The sequence below is a fragment of the Bacillus sp. PS237 genome (assembly GCF_037963345.1).
Lineage (GTDB): Bacteria > Bacillota > Bacilli > Bacillales > Bacillaceae > Bacillus > Bacillus subtilis.
The window spans coordinates 3,347,863-3,370,326 of the sequence record NZ_CP150156.1; the positions used below are offsets into that span (position 1 = coordinate 3,347,863).

At 45.2% G+C, this 22,464-nt stretch carries 17 protein-coding genes and 1 riboswitch; of the genes, 5 read left to right on the plus strand and 12 right to left on the minus strand.

Going from position 1 to position 22,464, the window contains the following annotated elements; genetic code table 11:
* Window positions 1–24: 24 nt before the first annotated feature.
* Window positions 25–204: riboswitch (Lysine riboswitch) on the minus strand.
* A gap of 116 nt (window positions 205–320) precedes the next feature.
* Window positions 321–461 (minus strand): small acid-soluble spore protein SspJ, encoded by a 141-nt coding sequence (gene sspJ, locus NST22_RS17460; RefSeq protein ID WP_003221612.1) that lies wholly within the window; start codon window positions 459–461, stop codon window positions 321–323.
* Window positions 462–627: 166 nt separating this feature from the next.
* On the opposite strand from sspJ, the gene NST22_RS17465 reads away from it, so the two are divergent.
* Complete coding sequence (locus NST22_RS17465; protein WP_003228444.1) at window positions 628–1,110, plus strand: metal-dependent hydrolase; 483 nt, start codon at window positions 628–630, stop codon at window positions 1,108–1,110.
* 99 nt (window positions 1,111–1,209) lie between these two features.
* On the plus strand, window positions 1,210–3,063 hold the full coding sequence (locus NST22_RS17470) for an LTA synthase family protein (RefSeq protein ID WP_003243932.1): 1,854 nt from the start codon (window positions 1,210–1,212) through the stop codon (window positions 3,061–3,063).
* A 27-nt stretch (window positions 3,064–3,090) separates the two neighbouring features.
* Here NST22_RS17470 and NST22_RS17475 read toward each other — a convergent pair whose 3' ends face one another.
* Window positions 3,091–4,017 (minus strand): substrate-binding domain-containing protein, encoded by a 927-nt coding sequence (locus NST22_RS17475; RefSeq protein WP_003243439.1) that lies wholly within the window; start codon window positions 4,015–4,017, stop codon window positions 3,091–3,093.
* A gap of 110 nt (window positions 4,018–4,127) precedes the next feature.
* Between NST22_RS17475 and modA the strand changes: the two genes are divergently transcribed.
* Together modA and modB are read left to right on the plus strand one after the other, a co-directional pair.
* Window positions 4,128–4,910: a molybdate ABC transporter substrate-binding protein gene (modA, locus tag NST22_RS17480; protein WP_003243706.1), complete on the plus strand. Its 783-nt coding sequence runs from the start codon at window positions 4,128–4,130 to the stop codon at window positions 4,908–4,910.
* Entirely contained in the window at window positions 4,882–5,574 is a 693-nt protein-coding gene (gene modB / locus NST22_RS17485) for a molybdate ABC transporter permease subunit (protein WP_014906541.1), read from the plus strand. Before modA ends, modB begins: the two co-directional genes overlap by 29 nt.
* 30 nt (window positions 5,575–5,604) lie before the next feature.
* Here modB and pgoN read toward each other — a convergent pair whose 3' ends face one another.
* The gene (pgoN, locus tag NST22_RS17490) at window positions 5,605–6,435 is read right to left on the minus strand and encodes a glyoxal/methylglyoxal reductase (protein ID WP_003243374.1); all 831 of its coding nucleotides are present in this window, start codon (window positions 6,433–6,435) and stop codon (window positions 5,605–5,607) included.
* A gap of 222 nt (window positions 6,436–6,657) precedes the next feature.
* On the opposite strand from pgoN, the gene yvgO reads away from it, so the two are divergent.
* Window positions 6,658–7,143 carry a stress response protein YvgO gene (gene yvgO / locus NST22_RS17495; RefSeq protein WP_003243913.1) on the plus strand — a complete coding sequence of 162 codons (486 nt, stop codon included), beginning with the start codon at window positions 6,658–6,660 and terminating at the stop codon, window positions 7,141–7,143.
* A 43-nt stretch (window positions 7,144–7,186) separates the two neighbouring features.
* On the opposite strand, the gene NST22_RS17500 is transcribed toward yvgO, so the two are convergent.
* The 9 genes from NST22_RS17500 to copA all read right to left on the minus strand — a co-directional run bounded on the left by NST22_RS17500 (window position 7,187) and on the right by copA (window position 22,385).
* Window positions 7,187–9,199, minus strand: coding sequence for a Na+/H+ antiporter (locus NST22_RS17500; protein WP_003243269.1), 2,013 nt, complete (start codon window positions 9,197–9,199; stop codon window positions 7,187–7,189).
* Window positions 9,200–9,453: 254 nt separating this feature from the next.
* Entirely contained in the window at window positions 9,454–11,169 is a 1,716-nt protein-coding gene (cysI, locus tag NST22_RS17505) for an assimilatory sulfite reductase (NADPH) hemoprotein subunit (protein WP_003243849.1), read from the minus strand.
* Between the two features lie 25 nt (window positions 11,170–11,194).
* Entirely contained in the window at window positions 11,195–13,012 is a 1,818-nt protein-coding gene (locus NST22_RS17510) for an assimilatory sulfite reductase (NADPH) flavoprotein subunit (protein WP_003243259.1), read from the minus strand.
* Between the two features lie 170 nt (window positions 13,013–13,182).
* The gene (helD, locus tag NST22_RS17515; RefSeq protein ID WP_003244180.1) at window positions 13,183–15,507 is read right to left on the minus strand and encodes a DNA helicase IV; all 2,325 of its coding nucleotides are present in this window, start codon (window positions 15,505–15,507) and stop codon (window positions 13,183–13,185) included.
* A gap of 197 nt (window positions 15,508–15,704) precedes the next feature.
* Window positions 15,705–16,313 (minus strand): trimeric intracellular cation channel family protein, encoded by a 609-nt coding sequence (locus NST22_RS17520; RefSeq protein WP_003219999.1) that lies wholly within the window; start codon window positions 16,311–16,313, stop codon window positions 15,705–15,707.
* Between the two features lie 186 nt (window positions 16,314–16,499).
* A complete protein-coding gene (locus NST22_RS17525) occupies window positions 16,500–16,916 on the minus strand; it encodes a disulfide oxidoreductase (RefSeq protein ID WP_003228417.1) in 417 nt (138 codons plus the stop codon).
* Window positions 16,917–16,920: 4 nt separating this feature from the next.
* Window positions 16,921–17,589, minus strand: coding sequence for a disulfide bond formation protein BdbD (gene bdbD / locus NST22_RS17530; protein WP_003228414.1), 669 nt, complete (start codon window positions 17,587–17,589; stop codon window positions 16,921–16,923).
* Between the two features lie 119 nt (window positions 17,590–17,708).
* Entirely contained in the window at window positions 17,709–19,817 is a 2,109-nt protein-coding gene (locus NST22_RS17535; protein ID WP_014906546.1) for a heavy metal translocating P-type ATPase, read from the minus strand.
* Window positions 19,818–19,976: 159 nt separating this feature from the next.
* Entirely contained in the window at window positions 19,977–22,385 is a 2,409-nt protein-coding gene (gene copA / locus NST22_RS17540; RefSeq protein WP_003242925.1) for a copper-exporting P-type ATPase CopA, read from the minus strand.
* Window positions 22,386–22,464 lie beyond the last annotated feature (79 nt).

Sequence of the window (22,464 nt, forward strand, 5' to 3'; positions counted from 1 at the left end):
GCTTAAAGAAACACACACCCTTGATCTCCGGATAGCCCTCCGCGAAAAAGCACGCGGCAGTCCTGCACTTATTCAGATACAGTCCCAGCATAGAGAAGGATCGGCTTTCTCCACACTTCGGCGCTGATGCCTTTTACACATGTTTAACAGCCCCTGTCAGCCTAGCATGTGTGACTCATCATCCGCGCAACCTCTACCTCACTGAGAAAGAGTGAGGATTTAATTATTCAGTTACTCCCAGAAGGTTATCAAAGAAAGGATGATCTGTCAAAGGGAACAGATGGAAAATACGGATAGAGCCAAGCCCTATCCGCATGTGGTTATCGATTATTTTTCTTTTTTTGCACAGCTTCTTGAAGCGGATCATCTTTTAGAGCTGAACCAGCATCTTCAAGAGCTCCTTGGATTACGTTTTTTTCTTTTTCGGAACGTTTTCCTTTATCTTTATTAAAGAAACCCATTCGTATCACCTCTTTTAAAAAATAGGTACATGTTTAAGATGCCTTTTTCCTGAAAAATTATGCGGGATATTTTTTATCGTCCAAAGTCCTGTTGATCAAACATACATTCTCTTGATATATTTGTAATTCAGAGATTTTTTGCAAAAGATAAAAGGAGAAGCGGCAAATGACAGGAAAAACACACATCATGGGAGGCATCGCTTCTTGTACGGCAGCGGCTTATTATTATGGATTTGATCCAGTGCTTATGGCTGCGTCAGGCGCGGTTGGAGCATTAATACCCGATATCTGCCACACACAAAGCAAAATCGGGAGAAAATTTCCTATTTTATCGAAAGTGGTCAGCTCCGTTTTTGGCCATCGCACCTTTACACACAGCCTGCTGTTTATGCTCATCATGTTTTTTATCACTTCTACATACATTCCAGATAAAAACATATCAGCCGGCCTGATGATCGGAATGGCGAGCCACTTGATTCTTGACGCTTGGACGGTGAACGGAATCAAATTATTATTCCCTTCCACGATCCGCGTTCGGCTTCCATTATATATGAAGACAGGCAGTTTTTCTGAGCAGCTCGTGCTAGCCGGCCTGACCCTTGCTTCATGTTACTACTTTTATATGCTGTTTCATGGCCGCATGTTTTAAACATGAGTGCTGAGACTTGTCTGAACCGGCTGTTTTTAGTAGGTTTTACTTAAGAAGCATTTCATGCAGATGATCAAGAAAACGTGAGGAGTCATATTGATGAAAGGAACCTTTTTTCACAATCAGCGGTTTTTATGTTTTTCGATCTTATTTATGTGGATCAAAACGTATGTGATATATAAACTCGGCTTTGATTTGCAAATCGATACTCTGTTGGAGGAGCTAATGCTGCTGGTCAACCCGCTCAGCTTTATTCTTCCTTTATTCGGGATCGGCCTGTTTCTAAAAGAAAACAAGCAGCGGGCCTTTTTGCTGATTGCCAATTTGGTTCTGACTGTTATCTTGATCTCTAATACGATTTTTTACGGCTTTTATATCGATTTTATTACCATCCCGGTTTTATTTCAGGCCAGCAACATGAGCGATATGGGCAGCAGTGTAAAAGAACTGTTCCATCCTCTGTTTATCGCCCTGTTTGTGGATTTGGTTTTTCTGCTGTTGTTCGCCAGAAAAACCAAACACCCACAGACAAAAGCCGCTCCCCACACGATCAAACGGTACTATGCAGCTTCCTGCGGAATGCTTTTATGCACACTGGCACTTGCAGAAGTACAGCAGCCGAAGCTTTTGGCACATTCTTTTGACCGGGAAATGCTAGTCAAAAGCATCGGCCTGTTTCAGTTCCATATTTACGATACAATTTCTCAGACTGTTAATATCAGCGCGAAAGCTTTTGCCGATGAAGACAGTATAACTGCCATTAAAAACTACACAGAGGCTGATTACAGCAAGCCTGATCAAAGCAAATTCGGTCTTGCAAAGGGGCGCAATGTCATCTTTGTAACACTTGAGTCGACCCAAAGCTTTGTTCTGAATGAAAAAGTAAATGGAAAAGAAATTACCCCATTTATGAATGATCTCATAAAAAAAAGCTATTCCTTTGATCATTTCTATCAGCAAACAGAACAAGGCAAAACATCAGATTCAGAATTTATCGTCGCTAACTCACTGTATCCCTCCCTTAGCGGCGCCGTCTTTTTCACGAAAAGCGACCATCAATTTCATACGATGTATAAATCGCTGAAGCAGCACGATTATTATTCAGCCGTCTTTCACGCTAACCATAAAACATTTTGGAACAGAGATGTCATGTACGATACATTTGGCATTGACCGCTTTTTTGATGTTGATGATTTTCATGTCACTCCCGGGACATCGACAAGCTGGGGCTTAAAAGACAAAGAATTTTTAGAGCAGTCCGCCAAAAAGCTGAAAAGCCTACCGCAGCCGTTCTACAGCAGTTTTATCACGTTAACGAATCATTTTCCGTTTGAGATTGATGAAAAGGATCAGCTGATAGATGAATTCGATTCAAGCAGTGATCTGTTAAACCGCTATGTGACCACGGTTCGCTATGAGGATGAAGCATTGAAGCATTTTATCAAAAAACTGAAGGACGAAGGCTTATACGAAAATTCGATGATCGTATTTATGGGAGATCATTACGGCATTTCTGAAGCCCATAACGAGGCAATGGCTGAGTTTTTAGGGAAAGACGAAATCACACCGTATGACAACGTTCAGCTCCAGCGGGTGCCGTTTATCATACATATCCCGGGAATCACCGATCAACAGCCGGAAACCATCCCTGATGCCGGGGGACAGGTCGACGTCAGGCCGACGCTGATGCATTTGCTCGGCGTTGAGACAAAAGGCGATATCCAATTCGGCAATGATTTGCTGTCGGGCGACCGCACCCCATTCGCCGTTCTGCGAAACGGCAGCTTTATTACGAACGATTATGTATACACAAAGAACACGTGCTATAGCCAAAAAACAGGTGAAGTGCTGGAAGATCAGGATGCGTGCCTCCCTTACAAGGAGAAAGCAAACGAAGAACTGTCTCTCTCTGATAAAATTTTAAATGGTGACCTGCTCAGGTTTTCCGAATGAAAAAATCCCTCTATCAAGAGGGATTTTTTACGTTTCCAATATCACCTTGCCAGTCAGCTTCGTTTCATAGCCGTTTAAATGAGACAGATTCGCCTTGTAGTCCTCAGAATTCAAAATCTCCTTCACGGCTTTGAGCAACTGCTCATTTTTTTTCAAAACAACGATATCATATTGTTCGTCGATGAGCGGGATAAAATCAACACTGCCCATATGTGCCGCGTGCTGTGCCCCGATTCCCGCGTCAGCCTGTCCGCTTGAAACTTGTGAAGCGGCAGCGTAATGATCAGTCACGATATCGCCATATCCCACTACATCAGCCGGATTCACACCAAGCAAGCCAAGCTGTTCATCAAGGAGCACCCTTGCGCCAGAACCCTTTTCCCTGTTGATGATCCGGATATCGGCTCTTTTCAAGTCTTTCCAGCCTTGAATGTTTTTCGGATTCCCTTTTTGCACATACAGTCCTGCTTTGCGGAGAACGACATTGATGAGACAAAACGGTTCACCTGTCAAAATCCGTTTTACATAAGGCGCGTTATACTGGCCCGTTTCTGCATCGTACAAATGGAGGCTGACAATGTCACACTTGCCTTGATACATATCAATCAGGCTGTTTAAGCTTCCTTTGTATTTACGGAGCGGCGTCTCCTGAATGGCATTCTCCAAATGCTTGCTGAGGATATCCATCGAAATGTCCTGTCCGCTGATCATGACATTTGGTCTGCCGTCCGGCTCAGCCTCCTGCACCTGTTTCGGCGCTTCTTTTGCAGCGATGGGCTGAGACATTCTCATATTCGTTTTATATTGCTTTAAATCTTCTTCATCCACACGCATCTGCCTTCCGACACGGTAAGCAGGCAGCACGCCTTTTTTAATCAAGTCATAAACGGTCAGCTTTGATACCTTCAGCAGACCTGCAACTTCTTCTATCGTATAGGAAGAGGTTTCATTCATCATCATCACTCTCCTATTTTATTATACCTTTTCGCCGAATGTAAAAAAACCCACATAAACCAAACATAATCAGTTATAATTAGTTATATCTAATGATAAGGGGTGCAATCATGTTTAAGAAGTATTCTATTTTCATCGCAGCCTTAACTGCTTTTCTGCTTGTAGCAGGCTGTTCTTCAAACCAGTCTTCAACGGACAGCGAGAAAAAAGTAACGTTAACCATCTCAGCTGCCGCCAGCGCGCAGGATGCACTTGAGGAAATCCAAAAAAATTATGAAAAAGATCATCAACATATAACCATCCAAGATAACTATGGCTCATCCGGCGCCTTGCAAAAACAGATTTCTCAAGGAGCAGGAGCAGATCTGTTCTTCTCAGCTGCTGAGGATAAATTTAAAAAGCTGGTGGATGATGGAGATATCGCAAAAAAAGACAGCACTGAATTAGTCGGTAATGAAATTGTGCTGGTCGTACCGAAAAACGGAGATTCACCTGTGACAAGCTTCAGCAATCTGGCTGAATCAGAAAAAATCGCTCTTGGCACTCCGGAATCCGTACCGGCAGGAGCTTATGGGAAAGAATCACTGACAAAGCTGTCTTTATGGGACAAAGTGAAGGATAAAATTGTGTATGGAAAAGACGTTCGCCAAGTTCTTTCTTATGTTGAAACCGGCAATGTAGACGCAGGTGTTGTTTATAAAACAGATGCCCTAGTCTCGAAAAAGGTCAACATTGTTGACGAGGCAAAAGCAGATACACACAGCCCAATTGTCTATCCGTTAGGAATCGTAAAAGATACAAAACACCGTAAGGAAGCGAAGGAATTTTACGAATACCTGCAATCTGATGAAGCAATGAAAGTATTTGAGAAATATGGCTTTACTGCCGAGTAGCATAAGCGCTTCAGAATTTTTCACACCCGTTGTGCTTTCCTTTCAGGTGGCGGCAGTTGCCGGAATTGTTGTCATTATTCTCGGAACACTTGCTGGAGCATGGATGTCACGGGCATCATTTTTCGGAAAAACGGCACTCGAAACATGTTTTATGCTTCCGCTCGTTCTTCCGCCTACTGTTGTCGGTTTTATTCTGATCGTCATTTTCGGAAAGCACAGCTTCATCGGACAAGCCATCGAGTGGATTTTCCAGCAGCCTGTCATTTTCACCTGGTGGGCCGCTGTGATCGCCTCGGCTGTTGTAGCCTTTCCGCTTATGTATCAATCAGCCAAAACCGGATTTGCTGACATTGATCCCGATATACAAGGTGCGGCAATGGTAGACGGCGCTAGCAGATGGAAAGTGTTTATCCATATCTCCGTCCCGCTTGCCTATCCTTCGTTACTGACCGGAAGCATCCTTAGCCTTGCGCGGGCGCTCGGAGAATTTGGCGCAACACTCATGTTTGCAGGAAACATCCCCGGTGTTACGCAAACACTGCCGACGGCGATATATGTCGCATTGGATTCCGGCAACAATACCCTTGCTTGGGCGTGGGTCGTCTGTATTGTTGTCATTTCCTTTTTGATGCTGTTTTTCATTCAACAGAAAAAAACGCACTAAAAAAACTCCCCATAACGGGGAGTTTTTTGATTAAAACAGAAGCTCATCAGGATTTGGACCGACACGCTCATCTTTATTTAATGCGTCAATTTTGTCCATGTCTTCTTGAGACAATTCGAAATCAAAAATATCAGCGTTTTCGATGATACGGTGTTCTTTAATGGATTTTGGAATGGTTACAACTCCATGCTGCAGATCCCAGCGCAAAATCACTTGAGCCACAGATTTATTGTGTTTTTCAGCAATCTGTGTCAGTACTTCGTTATCCAAAAGCTGTCCCTGCATGAGCGGAGACCACGCTTCCAGCTGAATGCCTTGCCCTTTGCAGTAATCTCTTAATTCTTTTTGCGTCAAGCGAGGGTGAAATTCAACTTGGTTCACCATCGGTTTGATTTCAGCATCTTTCAACAGCTCTTCTAAATGATGAACTTGGAAATTGCTGACGCCGATCGCGCGAATTTTGCCGTCTTTGTACAGCTTTTCAAGCGCGCGCCATGTATCTTTATATTTATCTTTGCCAGGCCAATGGATCAAATATAAATCTAAGTAATCAAGCTGCAGTCTTTCTAGGCTTTTTTCAAAGGCAGCAAGCGTTGTTTCATAGCCTTGATCTTCATTCCACACTTTTGATGTGATGAAGAGCTCTTCTCTTGCCACACCGGATTCTTTAATCCCGATGCCAACGCCTTCTTCATTTTTGTAGATCGCTGCTGTATCAATACTGCGATAGCCATTTTTAATTGCCGCTTTCACTGATTCAGTCGCTTCATTACCATTTTCTACTTTAAAAACGCCCAGACCGAACCAAGGCATTTCAACTCCGTTATGTAACTTTACAGTATCTTTTAAACTTGTTGGCACTTGAACCTCCACCCTTTCACTGAAATGTAAGCGTCTATATTATCTCACATTCCTCTCAGCCGATACCAATAATACGCTTAAGACCCTCTTTTTGCTTCTTTTTTCACAGCACAGGCAAATCCAAACACTATTTTTTTCCTATTTTAACAATATTGAGATTACAAATACATTGAGCAGGGTATGCGTGTAGTGTAACCAAATGAAAACAAAGGAGGAAACAACTTGAAACGTATTCGTATCCCAATGACACTTGCTCTTGGTGCCGCTTTGACAATTGCCCCTTTGTCCTTTGCTTCCGCTGAAGAAAATCCTGCTCCGAAGATGTCGCAGACAACTACTGCTGGAACAACTGCCGCTGATGTAGGTTTAAACGTCAACCTGGATGTACTTGGAATTGCCAACCAGATCGCTGATGCCATCAAATCCGCACAGAATAGGGATGGCTTTGTGAAAAACCTCATGGAGTCTTCCTTCTACGCGTCCGGCCAAAAATATAACGTCATGGTCTTTAATTTAAGCCAGGAATATGAAGATCATTTGAACGGTGTGCAATTTTACGGCTCAGCCGTTTACGACGGCATTACGTATGGCATTTGGGTATTTGAAGATGGAACCTTTACAAACAAAGGCGATGGCGGCTGGATCAACTGGGCCTTCAGAGGCTGGTTCGACCGGGATGGCAGCACTGTCGCATTTCATCGCCCTTAATATAAAAAAAGCTGGCGCTCTAACGCCAGCTTTTTTTCTGCATTTATTCGCCGCCTTCAAGCATGGCGGCTTCGACATCATTAATGTATTGGCGAAGCTCATGGGAGATGTCCCGGGAAATTTCCCTCTCTTCGAAGAGCGTTTGAATTTCATTTCTGATCGCCTGCACAGCCTTCAGCTTCACTTCCAGCTTCTGATTTTCAAAATGGGCACTTGATTTTAACTCATGATGGCTGTGCTCCAGCCTGAAAATTAACTGCTTATAGAATGTAATGACAGATAAAAACACTTCTTTATGCTCATCCGTCTTATGTTTTTCCAGATATTCTATCGCTGCTTTTGCCGTTTTCACTCTTGTTGCCCGTATCAATCCCGCTTCATTTAAAATCGACATCTCCGGCTTTTTATGTTCACCGAAGAAAATCCAATACATCAGCCTCTTGAGCCTTGTTTTTGATAACCCGACTTTAAACGGGTTGGCATACAAAATTTCCAACTCGTTAAATCGTTCTTGCAGCACATTTGCTGTTTCTTCCGGGATGTCTCCCCGCTCCAGCATTTTCATCAGCGCCTCTTGCTCAGCCTTAACCCCCTGCGCACGGACTTTTCGCTCGTGCTTCTTAATGCGATTAGATGATGTATACTGCTGAAAACGAAGATTTTTCATTTTCTCATTGTATTCAGCTATCACCGCAAGAGAGGCCGTTTTGTTTGTCTCATTCATGTCCTCTTTAATCGTTTGAAGGGCTGTTTTGATCAACTTGCGTCTCGCCGTCAGCAGCTTCTTATTTCGTTCCTCGTCCTCTTCTTCTTTTTCAGTCAGAATTGGCAGCACAACGGTGGCAATGACAAGCGTGCATAAAATGACGCCGGCTGCTAAAAAGAGAATCAGATTTCTTTCCGGAAACGGCGTACCGTCCTCCAGGAAATACGGAATGGAAAAAGAACCTGCAAGCGTTACTGCTCCACGCACACCGGAAATCGAAATTAACAGCGTCGAACGAAGACCCGGTTTATAGATGTTCTGATCTTTATTAAAGAACCATTTGCCGTTCCAGAAGAACAGCACCCACAGGAATCTAAGGAGCATTAATGTAAATGTGATGACTAGGATATAGCCGATCACCTTCATGTTGCTGATGGCAGTGTCGTTAAAGATAACAGAAATAACATCAGGGATTTGCGTGCCGAGAATAACGAAGACCAGGCCGTTCAAAATAAATAAAATAATGTTCCACGTACTTGAGGAGACGATTTGCAGCTTGATCATCGTTGATTCCAGACGATCCTGTTCAACCGCATGGGTAATACCGCCAGCTACAACAGCTAAAATGCCCGAAACGCCGATTTCTTCAGCTGCCAAATAAATCACAAACGGCGTCAGAATTTGAATCAGCATATGCATCGTGACATCCTGCATGCCAAGGCGGCGCAGAAATAGGCGAAAACGAATAATCAAAAATGAAATGACAACCCCGCACAGCAAGCCTCCGAGAGAAATAAAGACAAAGCTGACAGCCGCTTGTGCTAATGAAAATGCACCAGTCACTGCCGCTGCAATCGCAAACTTAAAGGCCACCAGACCTGATGCATCATTCATCAGCCCCTCACCTTCCAGCAGGCGAAGAATCCCTTTTGGCATTTTCACTCTTCCTGATAATGCGCTGACAGCGACGACATCAGTCGGTGAAAGAATGGCCGCAAGTCCAAAGGCCGCTGCCAGCGGAATAGCAGGAATCATCCAGTGAATCGTGTAGCCGCCTACAATCACAGTCGCAAATACAAGGCCGAGTGCAAGCAATAAAATCGGAGCCCTTAAATTCCAAAGCTCTGCCCGCGGTGTCCTCTTTCCATCATTAAATAGCAGAGGCGCGATAAAAAGAACAAAAAACAATTCGGTGTTTAATTCAAAATGAAGTCCCTGTGGAAATGAGGCGGCAAGAATCCCAAGAGCCACTTGAATCAGCGGCACCGGAATAAACGGAATAAACCGGTTCACGATATTAGAAATCGCAATAATCGTTAATAATACGAGCACAACTAAAAATATGTCCAAATGCATGACCTCCTTCGTCTGTTGTGTGTCGGCATGATGAGCCAAAAAATCTGTTTGTCTAAAAGCCCTTGAGCTAGGGTGGCCTTGCATCCGCTATGTGGTTTCGCAGGAGTTCTCTCCACACTTGTCTTCTTTTATAGTACCCTTTTTAGGGTATTTTTTCTCATGATATGCTCACAGTGAACTTTTTTGCAGAAGAGCAAATTATAGAAAAAAGAGACAGGAAGCTACTCCCTGTCTCTCGTCTTTCTTTCTCAATCATGAAAATTCGTACCGTCAGTTGTTGCTTTAATAATGCCCGCGCGAATGACAAAGTCACCGAAATGCTCGCCTTCCTCGCGTTCTTTCGCATAGCGGGAAAGAAGGATGCGCAGCTCGCTTAAAATGTCTGCTTCACCGATGTTTTCACGGTACATTTTGCTTAAACGGCTTCCGTCAAACGCAGCGCCAAGATACATATTATATTTGCCCGGCGCCTTTCCGATAAATCCGATCTCACCGAGTGCATGACGTGCACAGCCGTTCGGGCATCCTGTCATGCGAATGGTGATTTCCTGATCACGAAGGCCGTTTTCGTCAATAATCTCTTCAATCTTATCTAACAGGGTCGGCAAATAACGTTCTGCTTCAGCCATTGCCAATCCGCAGGTCGGAAGAGCGACGCACGCCATCGAGCTGCGGCGAAGCGCTGAATAGTGCTTGCCGTCAGTTAGTCCGTACTGTTCAATTAAAGCACTGATTTCTTCTTTTTTATCGCTTGAAACGTTCGCAATCATTAAGTTCTGATTGGCTGTCAGCCGGAACTCACCTGTATGAACTTTGGCGATTTCCCGCAAGCCAGTCATCAGCTTATAATCATCGTAATCCGTTATACGGCCGCCTTCGACAAACAGCGTGAAATGCCATTTATCCTCGATGCCTTCCACCCAGCCATAGCGGTCGCCGTTATGATCGAAATGATACGGCTTCGCTTCTTCCAGGCTCCAGCCGAGACGGTTTTCCAATTCTTCTTTTACGTTTTCTAAACCGAGGCGGTCAACTGTGTATTTGAACCGCGCATTTTTACGGACAGAACGGTTGCCGTAATCACGCTGAATCGTAATCGTTTTTTCAGCAACGTCATACATTTGCTCAGGCCGGCAGAAACCGATCACCTTGGCTAATTGCGGATATGTCGCAGTATCGCCATGCGTCATTCCCATACCGCCGCCGATTGCCACGTTAAAACCGATCAGCTTGCCATCCTCGACAATCGCAATGAATCCGAGATCTTGTGAAAAGACGTCAATATCATTAGACGGCGGAACGGCAATACCGATTTTAAACTTCCGCGGCAGATAGAGCGGTCCGTACATTGGCTCGACTTCTTCCTCCGGCGTGCCGGCAACTCTTTCCTCATCAAGCCAAATTTCATGATATGCTCTCGTCCGCGGCAGCAGATCATCACTTAATTTTTTAGACCACTCGTATACCTCTGAGTGGATTTCAGATTGATAAGGGTTTGATGCACACATGACGTTACGGTTTACGTCTCCGCAGGCTGCGATCGTATCCAAAAGTGCTGAGTGGATCGTCTGAATGGTTTTCTTCATGTTCCATTTCAGAATTCCGTGCATTTGGAATGTTTCACGTGTCGTCAATTTTAATGTGCCGTTCCCGTATTTCTGGGACAGGTCATCCATGACAAGCCATTGTTCAGGCGTCGAGACGCCCCCTGGCATACGCACGCGCAGCATGAACTGATATGCGGGCTCAAGCTTCTGCTTTTGGCGTTCATTTCGGAGGTCGCGGTCATCCTGCAAATAACTGCCGTGGTGTTTCATCAGGCGGTTATCATCATCCGGAATTCCCGCACTGATTCGATCGAGCATCACTTCTTTCAGCGTGCCGCGCAAATAATCACTTTCTTTTTTAATGCGTTCAACATCACTTGGAGAGCCGTCCGGTGCTTTTAGAATTTTGGTCACCATGTTGAAAAACTCCTTTCAAGTCAAATCAATATACATCACGCTGATAGCGTTTTTGCTGCTGCATATCGGCAAGATAAGCCTCCGCCTCTTCGCGGCTCATATTGCCTTCTTTTTCGATAATTTCAAGCAATGTGTTATGGACGTCATGCGCCATGTGCTTTTCATCTCCGCAAATGTAAACAGCCGCTCCTTCTTGAAGCCATTCAAACAATTCTGCGCTATGTTCAAGCATGCGGTGCTGCACATATACTTTTTCTTCCGTATCACGTGAGAACGCCACATCCATTTTTGTCAGCACACCGTCTTTGAGCCAATTCTGCCACTCTGTCTGGTAAAGGAAATCCGTGACAAAGTGCTGATCGCCAAAGAACATCCATGCCTTTCCTTCCGCTCCCGTCTCCTCACGCTCCTGCATAAACGAACGGAAAGGTGCGACGCCTGTCCCAGGGCCCACCATGATAATCGGTGTTTCAGGGTCTTTCGGAAGCTTAAAGTTTTGATTGTGCTGTACATAAACCGGCAGTGTGTCTCCCGGCTGCAGTCGTTCCGCGCACAAAATCGAGCAGACGCCTTTTCGTTCACGGCCGTGCGCATCGTAGCGGACTGCGCCGATTGTTAAGTGCACTTCATCCGGATTTGCGGATAAACTGCTTGCAATCGAATAAAGGCGGGCAGGCATTTTTCGCAAAATCGAGACAAACTCCTGCGCAGATACACTAAATGGGCCATAGTCACGGACGAGATCAAGCAAATCGCGCCCTTCAATATAGGCTTTTACATTCTCCTCATTTCCCGGGGCTAAAAGCTCTCTAAGCTCATCGTTCCCTGTCAGCTGGGCTGCCTGTTCAAGAAGCGGTTTTGTGAGAACGGTAATCTCATAGTGAGAAATCAGCGCTTCTTTCAGCGGTCGGACATCACCTTGCTTATTAAGCGTCACAATTTCTTCCGGGTCCCAATTCATTTCCTTAAGGAGCAGCTCGACAAGTTCCGGATCGTTTTCCGGATAGACGCCGAGGCTGTCACCAGGCTCGTAAGTCAGGCCAGATCCTTCAAGAGACAGCTCCACATGGCGTGTTTCTTTATTTGATCCTCTGCCGTTTAAATTTAAATTTTCTAACACTTCAGCCCGAAACGGGTTTGTTCTGGAATACGAAGACTCACCGGTTTGTGACGCAGCCGCCGGCGCAGGCGCGGCGCTTCCGCCCCCAGCTTCATTTAATCCTTTCAATACACCCTCAAGCCATTCGGCTGCCGGTTCATCATAGTCAAGATCGCAATCAACGCGCGGAGAAATCCGTTTTCCGCCGAGTTCTTCTAAGCGTTGATCAAATTCTTTCCCTGTCTGGCAGAAAAATTCGTACGAACTGTCACCAAGCGCCAAAACGGAAAAGCGCAGGTCTTCAAGCTTAGGCGCCCGTCTTCCGTGCAGAAATTCATGAAACGACAGCGCGTTATCAGGCGGCTCGCCTTCTCCATGCGTACTGACGACGATTAAAAGATTGGTTACCTTCTTCAGCTGATTCGGCTTAAAATCGCTCATGGATGAGACGGTCACTTGAAAACCGCTCTGTTCAAGCTGCTTGCCGGCATTTTCTGCAAGCCCCTGTGCGTTTCCCGTCTGTGAACCATAAAGAACGGTCACTTCTTTTGAAACGGCCGGTGCCGGTGCTTCCGCTGACACAGCTGCCGCCGGCGTACCCGCAGCTTCTTGGGCGGAAACAGATTGAGCGGATAAATATCCGCTCAGCCAGATTTTCTGGGATTCGGTCAAGGTCGGCAGAAGGCGGTTAAGGAGCTCTGCCTGCTCCTGATTAAACGGACTGTTCATTACCTGAAGTTGCAACGTATCCACCTCACAAAGTTATAAACTGATCGAAAATTGCATCTAATTGAACTTTACCGGAATACTAGGCTTAAGTAAAATATATTTACATGATGATAACTATTAAGAATCCTAATGATAAAACGGCTATGCTTCATGTAAATAGAAAAAAGAGAAGGACTCCCTTCTCTTCATTCAGCAATCTGATATAAGTGAGGCGGCACAGCGGTTACAAACGGACTGGCTTCACCTGTATAAAATACCGCCAGCATGTGCATCGCACGGGTGCACGCAGTATATAAAAGCCTGCGGTCGTGCTCTGTATGATAGTGTTCTTCAGATGCATCATAGACAAGCACTGCGTCAAATTCAATTCCCTTCGCTAAATACACCGGAATCACGCAAACACCCTTTTGAAATGGTTGATTTTCTTTATGAATCAGGCGAACATCTGTATATTCACTCATGTGGGCGTGCGCCTGTATGCATTGATGCGCAGTCTTGCAGATGACGGCTATTGTTTCGTGCCCTTTTTTCTTGAGCCGGCCAATTTCTTGCGCGAGCTTTTGGCAAAGGCTCTCATGTCCTTCAGTTTTGACAACGAGCGGCATTTCCCCGCTTCTATTAAACGGCTCAATATCCGCTCCATCTTGAAGCATCGCTTTGGTAAACTCGACAATCTGCCTTGTTGATCTGTATGTTCTCTTTAAACGAACATACTCAGCAGGCTCATCCTCAAAGCACGCATCCATACGCTGATCCCCGTTTATGGTATGCGCGTAGATGGACTGATTGATATCACCGAGCACTGTCATGCTGGCAGCCGGAAAAATGCTTCTCATGTAAGCCATCTGAAACGGTGAATAGTCCTGGGCTTCGTCAATAAATAGATGTTTGATTTTCGTATTTTTCTTTCTGCCCTCAATCAGATCCTGCATATAAAGAAACGGTGCCGCGTCCTCATAGAGCAATTTATTATCCGTAAATGCCGAACGGGTCAGCTCACCTATCGCATCCATCTTCTCATGTTGAAATTTTCCTCCCCAGCCAGAAAACAATTGCAAATAAAGTTGTGTAACATCAAGAAATGCAAGGAGCCTGACTGCCTGTTTGAGCGGTTTGAAAGCTTTTTTCACAATGATGGCGGCAAGCAGCTGCTGCTCTCTTTGATAATCGTTAAACGTACTCTCGCTGAACCGTTTCCTTTCCTGCAGTTTTTTGTACACGTCCAAGTAGTCCTCTTTGTCAAGCAGCTCAGCTTCATGAACAACCCAATCCTTTCGCCGTTCCTTTTTCTCAAGCTTGTTAAGCTCACTCAGCAGCCACTTCGCGGTTTGCTCCATCCGATTCGGAATGGAGTGATTTTGATCCAATGAGTAAAAATAGGATTGAATTTGCTCCTTTGTGATCAGCTTTTGTCCGCGGAATATAATATTTTTAAAAATCATCCCTTCAGAGGAAAGCCGTGTGACGTATTCATTAATGAATTGCTGAAAGGATAAACCCGCCTTCCATGTGATTCCTGCAAGCCTTGTTGGAAAATCGCCTCCCTTTGTTTCGGTCAGGCAATATTCGAGCTGATCAAAGGGGCTTTCACATTTGAACTTGCGGCCAAGACGATGCTCGATATATTCCTGAAACGTCGCCTGCTCCATATTCTCTTCTCCTAACTCCGGCAAAACAGAGGAGACATAGCTGTTAAATAAGAAGTTGGGTGAAAACAAAACGATTTGTCCGGCATCAATGACACCGCGGTGCCTGTATAACAAATAAGCGACACGCTGAAGCGCAGCCGATGTTTTCCCGCTGCCAGCCGCTCCCTGCACGATCAGGATCTTGCTTTTTTCATTACGGATAATCTGATTTTGTTCTTTCTGAATCGTAGACACGATGTTTTTCATTTGGGTATCAGAGTGATGGCTTAATACCTCTTGCAGCATTTCATCGCCAATCGTCATATCGGTATTAAACATCGCCTTGAGAGTGCCGTTTTTGATCATAAACTGGCGTTTCAGCACCATTTCCCCTTCTATCGTTTCACCGGGCACCTCGTACTCCGCTTTTCCTGGGGAATAATTGTAGTACAAACTTGATATCGGCGCCCTCCAGTCATAGATCAGAAAGTGTTCCTCCTTCTCATCCAAACAGGAAGCTAAACCGATATAAATTCGCTCTGCCTGCTCCTCGCCGTTTTCAATAAAATCAATCCGGCCGAAATAAGGCGATTTTTTCAATTGATGAATTCGTTTGAGCTGCTGATCCATGCGCCGATGATTGTGTTCCCGATCAGACAGCAGCTCTGCCTGCTGCTTAATGCTAGCCATCGTTTCAATCGCTTCATGGGCATCATCAAAATTAACCTTAACATCCTCCCAAAAGCTTTTTCTTAATCCGATGATATCATGCTTCAACCCGCCCGCAGACGTTTCCAGAAACCGCTCTTTTTTTTCGAGCTCCTTCAGCACCTCATCTATTCTCGACTGCTCTTCCTTCCATTCCTTATCCTGCTGATTCATGAACGGCACCTCCAGAAAATAGTTGACAAACATAGATGAAATACTGTAAAATATAATTGGATACATATATTAAATATATGATGCAAACTGGCAAATACAATTTATAATAGCACATTCACCCAATACCAATCAAGGTTTGGGTTATTTATATTATGCAGAAAAAAACCGATTTCACTTCGAAATCGGTTTTTTTGCTATTAATTATCTAAGCGAAAAGAACGGTTTGGCAGCTTCCAATTAAACATATAGGAACAAACCCGGCAAACAACGAGCACGAAAAACAGAACGTATAAGCCGAACGAGTTCCCCAGCCAGCCCAAGCCGACGATTAAACCGCCGAGCGCCGCCCATACCGCATAGATTTCCGCTTTCAGCACAAGCGGTTTGCGCCCGGCAAGAAGGTCGCGGATGATCCCGCCCCCGCTTCCCGTCAGCACCGCAGCCACGATCACGGCACTAAGCGGATGGCCCATTTTGACGGCATACAGTGCGCCTTGGATAGCAAAGGCAGCGAGGCCGATCGCATCTGATAAATTGCCCCACTTATTCCAATGCTTCAGCAGCAGCTTCGGAAACAGAAACACAATTGTAATAGATAAAAGCGCGATTTGAAAGTACGCTCCCTGCTCCCATAGCGCTGACACCGGAACACCGATCAGCAAATTGCGGATCGCTCCTCCTCCAAAAGCTGTGACAATCCCTAATATATAAACTCCTAAAATATCATATTCCTCTTCCATCGCAACAATTGCGCCGCTGACTGCAAACGCAATGATGCCAATCACACTAAGCAGCTCCCAAGCCATTCTGATGACTCCCTTTTATGTTTGTTAAATTTTCTGACGACCTCTAGATTTTATAATCGCTCCAGCGTAAAATCAATAACATTTTCATGAGAAAAAAAGATAAATTTAGAGGGAATACGGCTATTGCTGATGGACATGAGTTTGCGAAATTAAAAAAGCGCCCGGCATACGCGGGCGCTTTTTTTGTTATTCAGATTTTTCGCCTTTCAGCAGGCACATAAAAATGATAATCAGGATAAAAGCAATCAGGGCCAGGAATGGAATCGTAATAAAACCAAACCAGTTAATATATTGGCCCGAGCACGGCACGCCGCTGACACATGGCTTAATGCCGCTAAAGCCGGGCACTTTTTGCTCTAAGTAATGCATGATCGAAATGAATGCCCCAATAATCGCCATCGGGAGCACATATTTTTTCACTCGTGTGTCCCCTTGAAAGGTGGCGATGCCTAAAATCAGGACGAGCGGATACATGAGGATACGCTGGTACCAGCACAGTTCACATGGAATAAACTTTCTGATTTCACTGAAATACAGGCTGCCCAGCATAGCGATAAGAGCCACAACCCAGGAAGCATATAAAAATACGATTCTATTTTTCATATTGTTACTTCCCTTTCAGCTCTTTTTCTATTGTCTCTTTGATTTCATCATAATCCGCAAAATTTTTGATCACTTTATCATTGACGTAAATCGTCGGTGTTGCCTGTATGTTCATTTTTTGATTAAGGTCAGAATCCTTTTCCACTTGAGAAGCGAATGTTTCCTTATCAAGATTTTCCTTGAGCGTCTCAGGTTTTATCTTTGTGGTGCTTTTTGCAAGATCACCAAGGAGGCCTGGGGTTACCCATTCCTGTTCCGTATCCGGCTGTTTTTCGAACAGCTTTTCATGGAAATCCCAGAAAGAGTCAGGGTCTTCCTTCCATACTTCTTCAGATGCAAGAGCCGCTAACCTTGAACCTTTTCCATGGAACATGACGTTCACGAAAGAAAATTTCACATCGCCCTTATCAATAAAGTCTTTTTGTATTTTTGGAAAGATGTCACTGTTAAACACCTTGCAAGACGGACATTTGTAATCTCCGAATTCTACTACAGTTACCGGTGCATCGTCCTTGCCAAGCACAGGCTGCCCTTTGATAGACGGCTGTCCGGACACCGCATCATTGCCTTGTTCCGTTTTGTTATTAATGATGACAATGGCTGCTAGCAATACAACAACCACAACCGTAAGGATGACCGCGAATTTCGCAGAAGACTGCTGTTTCTTTTTCACTCCGACACCTCATCGTTTTAAAATTAAAAAAGAAGCGGATCGCAATTGACCCACTTCTTTATTTTAACAAGACAAGCGCTGATAAGAAAACCCCGAAAAAATGAATTCTCTCCGACAATTTATTTGTTTTTGAGACGCATGACGCGCATGGCGTTCGCCACAGCAAGCAGTGTAACGCCGACATCTGAGAAAACCGCTTCCCACATGGTCGCAATTCCAAATGCACCAAGAATGAGAAAGATCGCTTTCACACCTAAAGCAAAGCCGATGTTTTGCCACACGATTCGCCGTGTCCGTTTCGCAATCCGAATCGCTTCTGCTATTTTTGACGGCTGATCTGTCATCAGCACGATGTCTGCGGCTTCTACCGCGGCGTCTGAGCCAAGGCCTCCCATCGCAACCCCTATATCTGCGCGTGCAAGCACCGGCGTATCATTGATGCCGTCACCGACAAAAATGAGTTTTTCACTAGGCAAAAGCTTAGCTTCTAATGCTTCGACCTGCGCGACTTTATCTTGCGGCAGCAGCTCTGCATATACCTCACCAATCCCAAGCTGTTTTCCGACGGCTTCTCCCGTTTGTTTCGAATCACCCGTCAGCATAGCTGTCTGTTTGATCCCAAGCGACTTCAGATCAGCAACCGCCTGTGCTGCGTCTTCCTTTATCTCATCCGCTATGATGATTGCTCCGGCATAGCGTTGATCTACAGCAACGTGTACGATTGTTCCAGCATTTTCATCCGGGACATCCTCAATTTGTTCTCTTTCCATGAGCTTTTTATTCCCAGCAAGGATCTCAGTTCCATTTACCTTTGCAAAAATGCCGTGACCGGAGATTTCTTCGTATGACTCAATCTCATCGGAGGAAAGCATTTTCCCGTAAGCTTTACGCACAGATTCAGCAATCGGATGCTGTGAATGAAGCTCAGCGTATGCCGCCGCTTCAAGTAATCTATCCTTTGTAAAACCTTCCGCGGGTTTGATTTCTGTCACTTCAAAGCTGCCTTTTGTTAGTGTTCCCGTTTTATCAAACACCGCGTATTTGACTTGATTCAAAGCTTCTAAATAATTGCTTCCCTTTACAAGCACTCCGGCCTTTGAGGCCGCTCCGATTCCACCGAAGAAACCGAGCGGAATAGAGACAACAAGCGCACAAGGACAAGAAATCACTAAAAAGATAAGCGCGCGGTACACCCAATCGGAAAGCGCGGCGCCAGAAAGAACAAGCGGCGGAACAAAGGCCAGCAATACCGCAATGATCACCACAGCAGGTGTATAATACTTGGCAAACTTCGTGATAAAGTTTTCTGTCCGGGCTTTACGGCTGCTCGCATTCTGAACCAAGTCTAATATTTTTGATACTGCTGATTCCTGATAGCCCTTTGTGACTTCAATATGCAGAACGCCGTTTTGATTGATAAAGCCTGACATTACATCTTGTCCTTCCGCAGCTTTTCTCGGAACGGACTCACCTGTTAAAGCAGATGTATCAACCATCGCTGACCCTTGCACGACCTTACCGTCCAGGGGTATGCTTTCTCCCGGATTAACCACAATGATGTCTCCTGTCTGAACGTCCTCCGACGAAACCTGTTCGATGCCGTTCTTTGTTTTGAGATTGGCGTAATCAGGCCGTATGTCCATTAACGCACTAATTGATTTTCTGGAACGGCTGACCGCGGCTCCTTGAAAAAGCTCACCGATTTGATAAAACAGCATAACGGCGACCCCCTCAGGGTATTGCTGAATCAGAAAAGCGCCGATTGTGGCAAGAGCCATTAAGAAATGCTCATCAAACACCTGACCGCGGATGATGTTTTTGACTGCGCGGATTATAATGTCACCGCCGATAATCAAATAAGCACCGAGGAAAAGGAAAAATTCAATGGTTCCCGACTGAACCAAATATGCCGCTGCGCCGAGAATGACAGCCGCCGCCATTCTGATCAGCATATTGACCATTCGATTACGATAGCCATCATCAGCTGATTTCTTTATATGCTTTTGGCGAACCGTTACATGCGGATCAATTGATTTCACTTTTTTCTCTACTTTATTCGTGACCCATTGCTCTTCTTTCCCATCGGCTGAGACAGTTAAGGTGCTTGCCGCAAAATTTACCGCGCATCCGTTAATGCCTTTTATGCCTTTGACTCCATTTTCGATTTTTCGGGCACAATTGCTGCAATCCAAACCGTCCAGAACATATTCCTGTTTCACTAGTCTCACCTTACCTTCCGATTTAGGGTTCCCTCTTCAAAGCGTATCAATGAGTATTGTATTTATTTTATATATATGAGCATATACTCATATATAAGTTACACCTATTATATGTTGTTTTCCAAGAAAGTGTCAATGAAAAACAAAAACCGGCATATAGCCGGTTTTTCATTTTACTTTTTGCAGACGAAGAGCATTCAGAACAACGGAAACGGAGCTGAATGCCATTGCTGCTCCTGCTATCCACGGTGCTAAAAATCCAAGTGCTGCGATTGGGATGCCGAGGCTGTTATAGCCAAGCGCCCAGAATAAGTTTTGTTTAATGTTTTTCATTGTCAATCTGCTCATGCGGATTGCGTCGGCAATGCTGTTCAGATCGCCGCGAATAAGTGTAATGTCTGCTGTTTCCATGGCAATGTCCGTGCCAGTTCCAATCGCCATGCCGATGTCAGCTGTGGCAAGCGCCGGCGCATCGTTAATTCCGTCGCCTACCATTGCTGTCTGGCGGCCTTCTTTTTGCAAGCGGGCGATTTCCGCCGCCTTTTGTTCAGGAAGAACTTCCGCAATGATATTCGCAATTCCCGCTTCCTTCGCGATGGCTTCTGCGGTTCTGCGATTGTCTCCTGTCATCATGATGACATCAAGACCCAACTCTTTCAGACGGGCAACAGCCTTCCGCGACGTATCCTTAATCGTATCTGCAACTGCTACTAGCCCCGCTGCTTCTCCATCAATGGATACAAGCATAACTGTTTTCCCTTCGGCCTCTAGCTCTTCCATTTGGGCGAGAAGAGCCCCATGCTCAACCTGTTCGCTCTCCATTAATTTTCTTGTGCCGACGAGAATGCTTTTTCCTCCGGCTTCAGCCAAAATGCCTGCGCCGACTTTTGCTTCAAAGCGGGTAAGTTTCGGTATCTCAAGCCCTTTATCTTTCACGCCAGCAATAATCGCTTCGCCAAGCGGATGCTCTGATCCCGTTTCCGCTGCCGCTGCAAATTGAAGCAAATCTTTTTCTTCAAAACGGCCGAATGGAATGGCATCCGTCAGACGCGGCTTCCCGTTTGTCACGGTTCCGGTTTTATCAAGAACAATTGTATCGAGACGATGTGTTTTTTCTAAATGCTCGCCGCCTTTAAATAAAATCCCGAATTCAGCAGCGCGTCCAGATCCAGCCATTATGCTCGTCGGAGTGGCAAGACCGAGGGCGCAAGGACAGGCAATGACAAGAACCGCAATGAACTTGCTGATCGCTTCGGCAAAATCGCCAGGAGCCGCCCAAAGATACCAAATGAGAAAAGTGAGAACCGCAATCCCCAATACAATGGGTACAAAAATGCCTGAAATCTGGTCAGCGAGACGCTGGATCGGCGCTTTTGACCCTTGTGCTTCCTCAACAATTTTGATGATATGAGAAAGCGCAGTATCCTTTCCGACGTTGACAGCTTTAATTTTCAGAAAGCCGTTTGCGTTAACGGTTGAACCTGTCACGCTGTCACCAGGATTTTTGTCAACAGGAAGACTTTCTCCTGTAATCATCGATTCGTCAACCGCTGAACGGCCTTCAACCACTTCTCCGTCGACAGGAATTCGTTCGCCAGGTTTGACGTAAACAATGTCATTAACAAGCACTTCGTCGATCGGGATGATTTGCTCCTGTCCGTCTCTTACAACAGTAGCTGTTTTCGCTTGAAGCTTCATCAGCTTTTTAATCGCATCCGAGGAACGGCCTTTTGCTTTTGTTTCAAACAACTTGCCTAATAAAATCAGCGTCAGCAAAATCGCGCTTGTTTCATAATAAAGGCCGTCTGTATGCCCGTGAGAGCCAATGCTTTGAAAAGTTAGATAAAGACTATAAGCGTAAGCAGCCGTCGTACCGAGGGCGACCAATACATCCATATTGGCGCTTTTATTTCTAAGCGCCTTATACGCACCCACATAAAACGGCCAGCCGATCAGAAACTGGACTGGTGTCGCCAGCGCAAACTGCATCCACGGATTGAGAAATATATCCGGTACCCAAATGAATGATGTAAATGTAAAATGGCTCACCATCGCCCAAAGCAATGGAAATGACAGGACAGCTGAAAAAATCAGTCTCGCCGTTTGCTTCCGTTCTTCTTTCTTTTTAGCAGCAGCCTCACTGTCCTGTTCACCCTTCAACTTTAGCTTATATCCAAGCTTATCTACCGCTTCTTTCAAATCGCTGACAGACGCTTCTTTTGGATTGTATTCGACCGTAACTGTTTCTAAAGCGAAGTTTACTGGTGCATTTGCGACGCCTTCTATTTTGTTAAGCCGTTTTTCAATCCGATTGGCGCAAGCCGCACAGGTCATGCCCTCAATATCGAATTCAGCTTTTTCTGTAACGACGTGATAGCCCAGCTTCTCTATTTTTTCCTGAATCGCTGCAGTCCCTGTTTCAGCAGGATCGTAGATTACATTTGATGTTTCCGTTGCCAGATTAACATTTGCATCCGTGACACCGGGCATCCGCTTCAGGCCTTTTTCAATTCTGGCAGCACATGCCGCACAGGTCATACCAGAGACCTGCATCGCGATTTCCTTTTGTTCACTCAACATACTCACTCCTTTATATACACCTGGGGGGTATATAAAAATGAAAGAAATATCGCGCCTCCCTAAAGGCGCGATACCT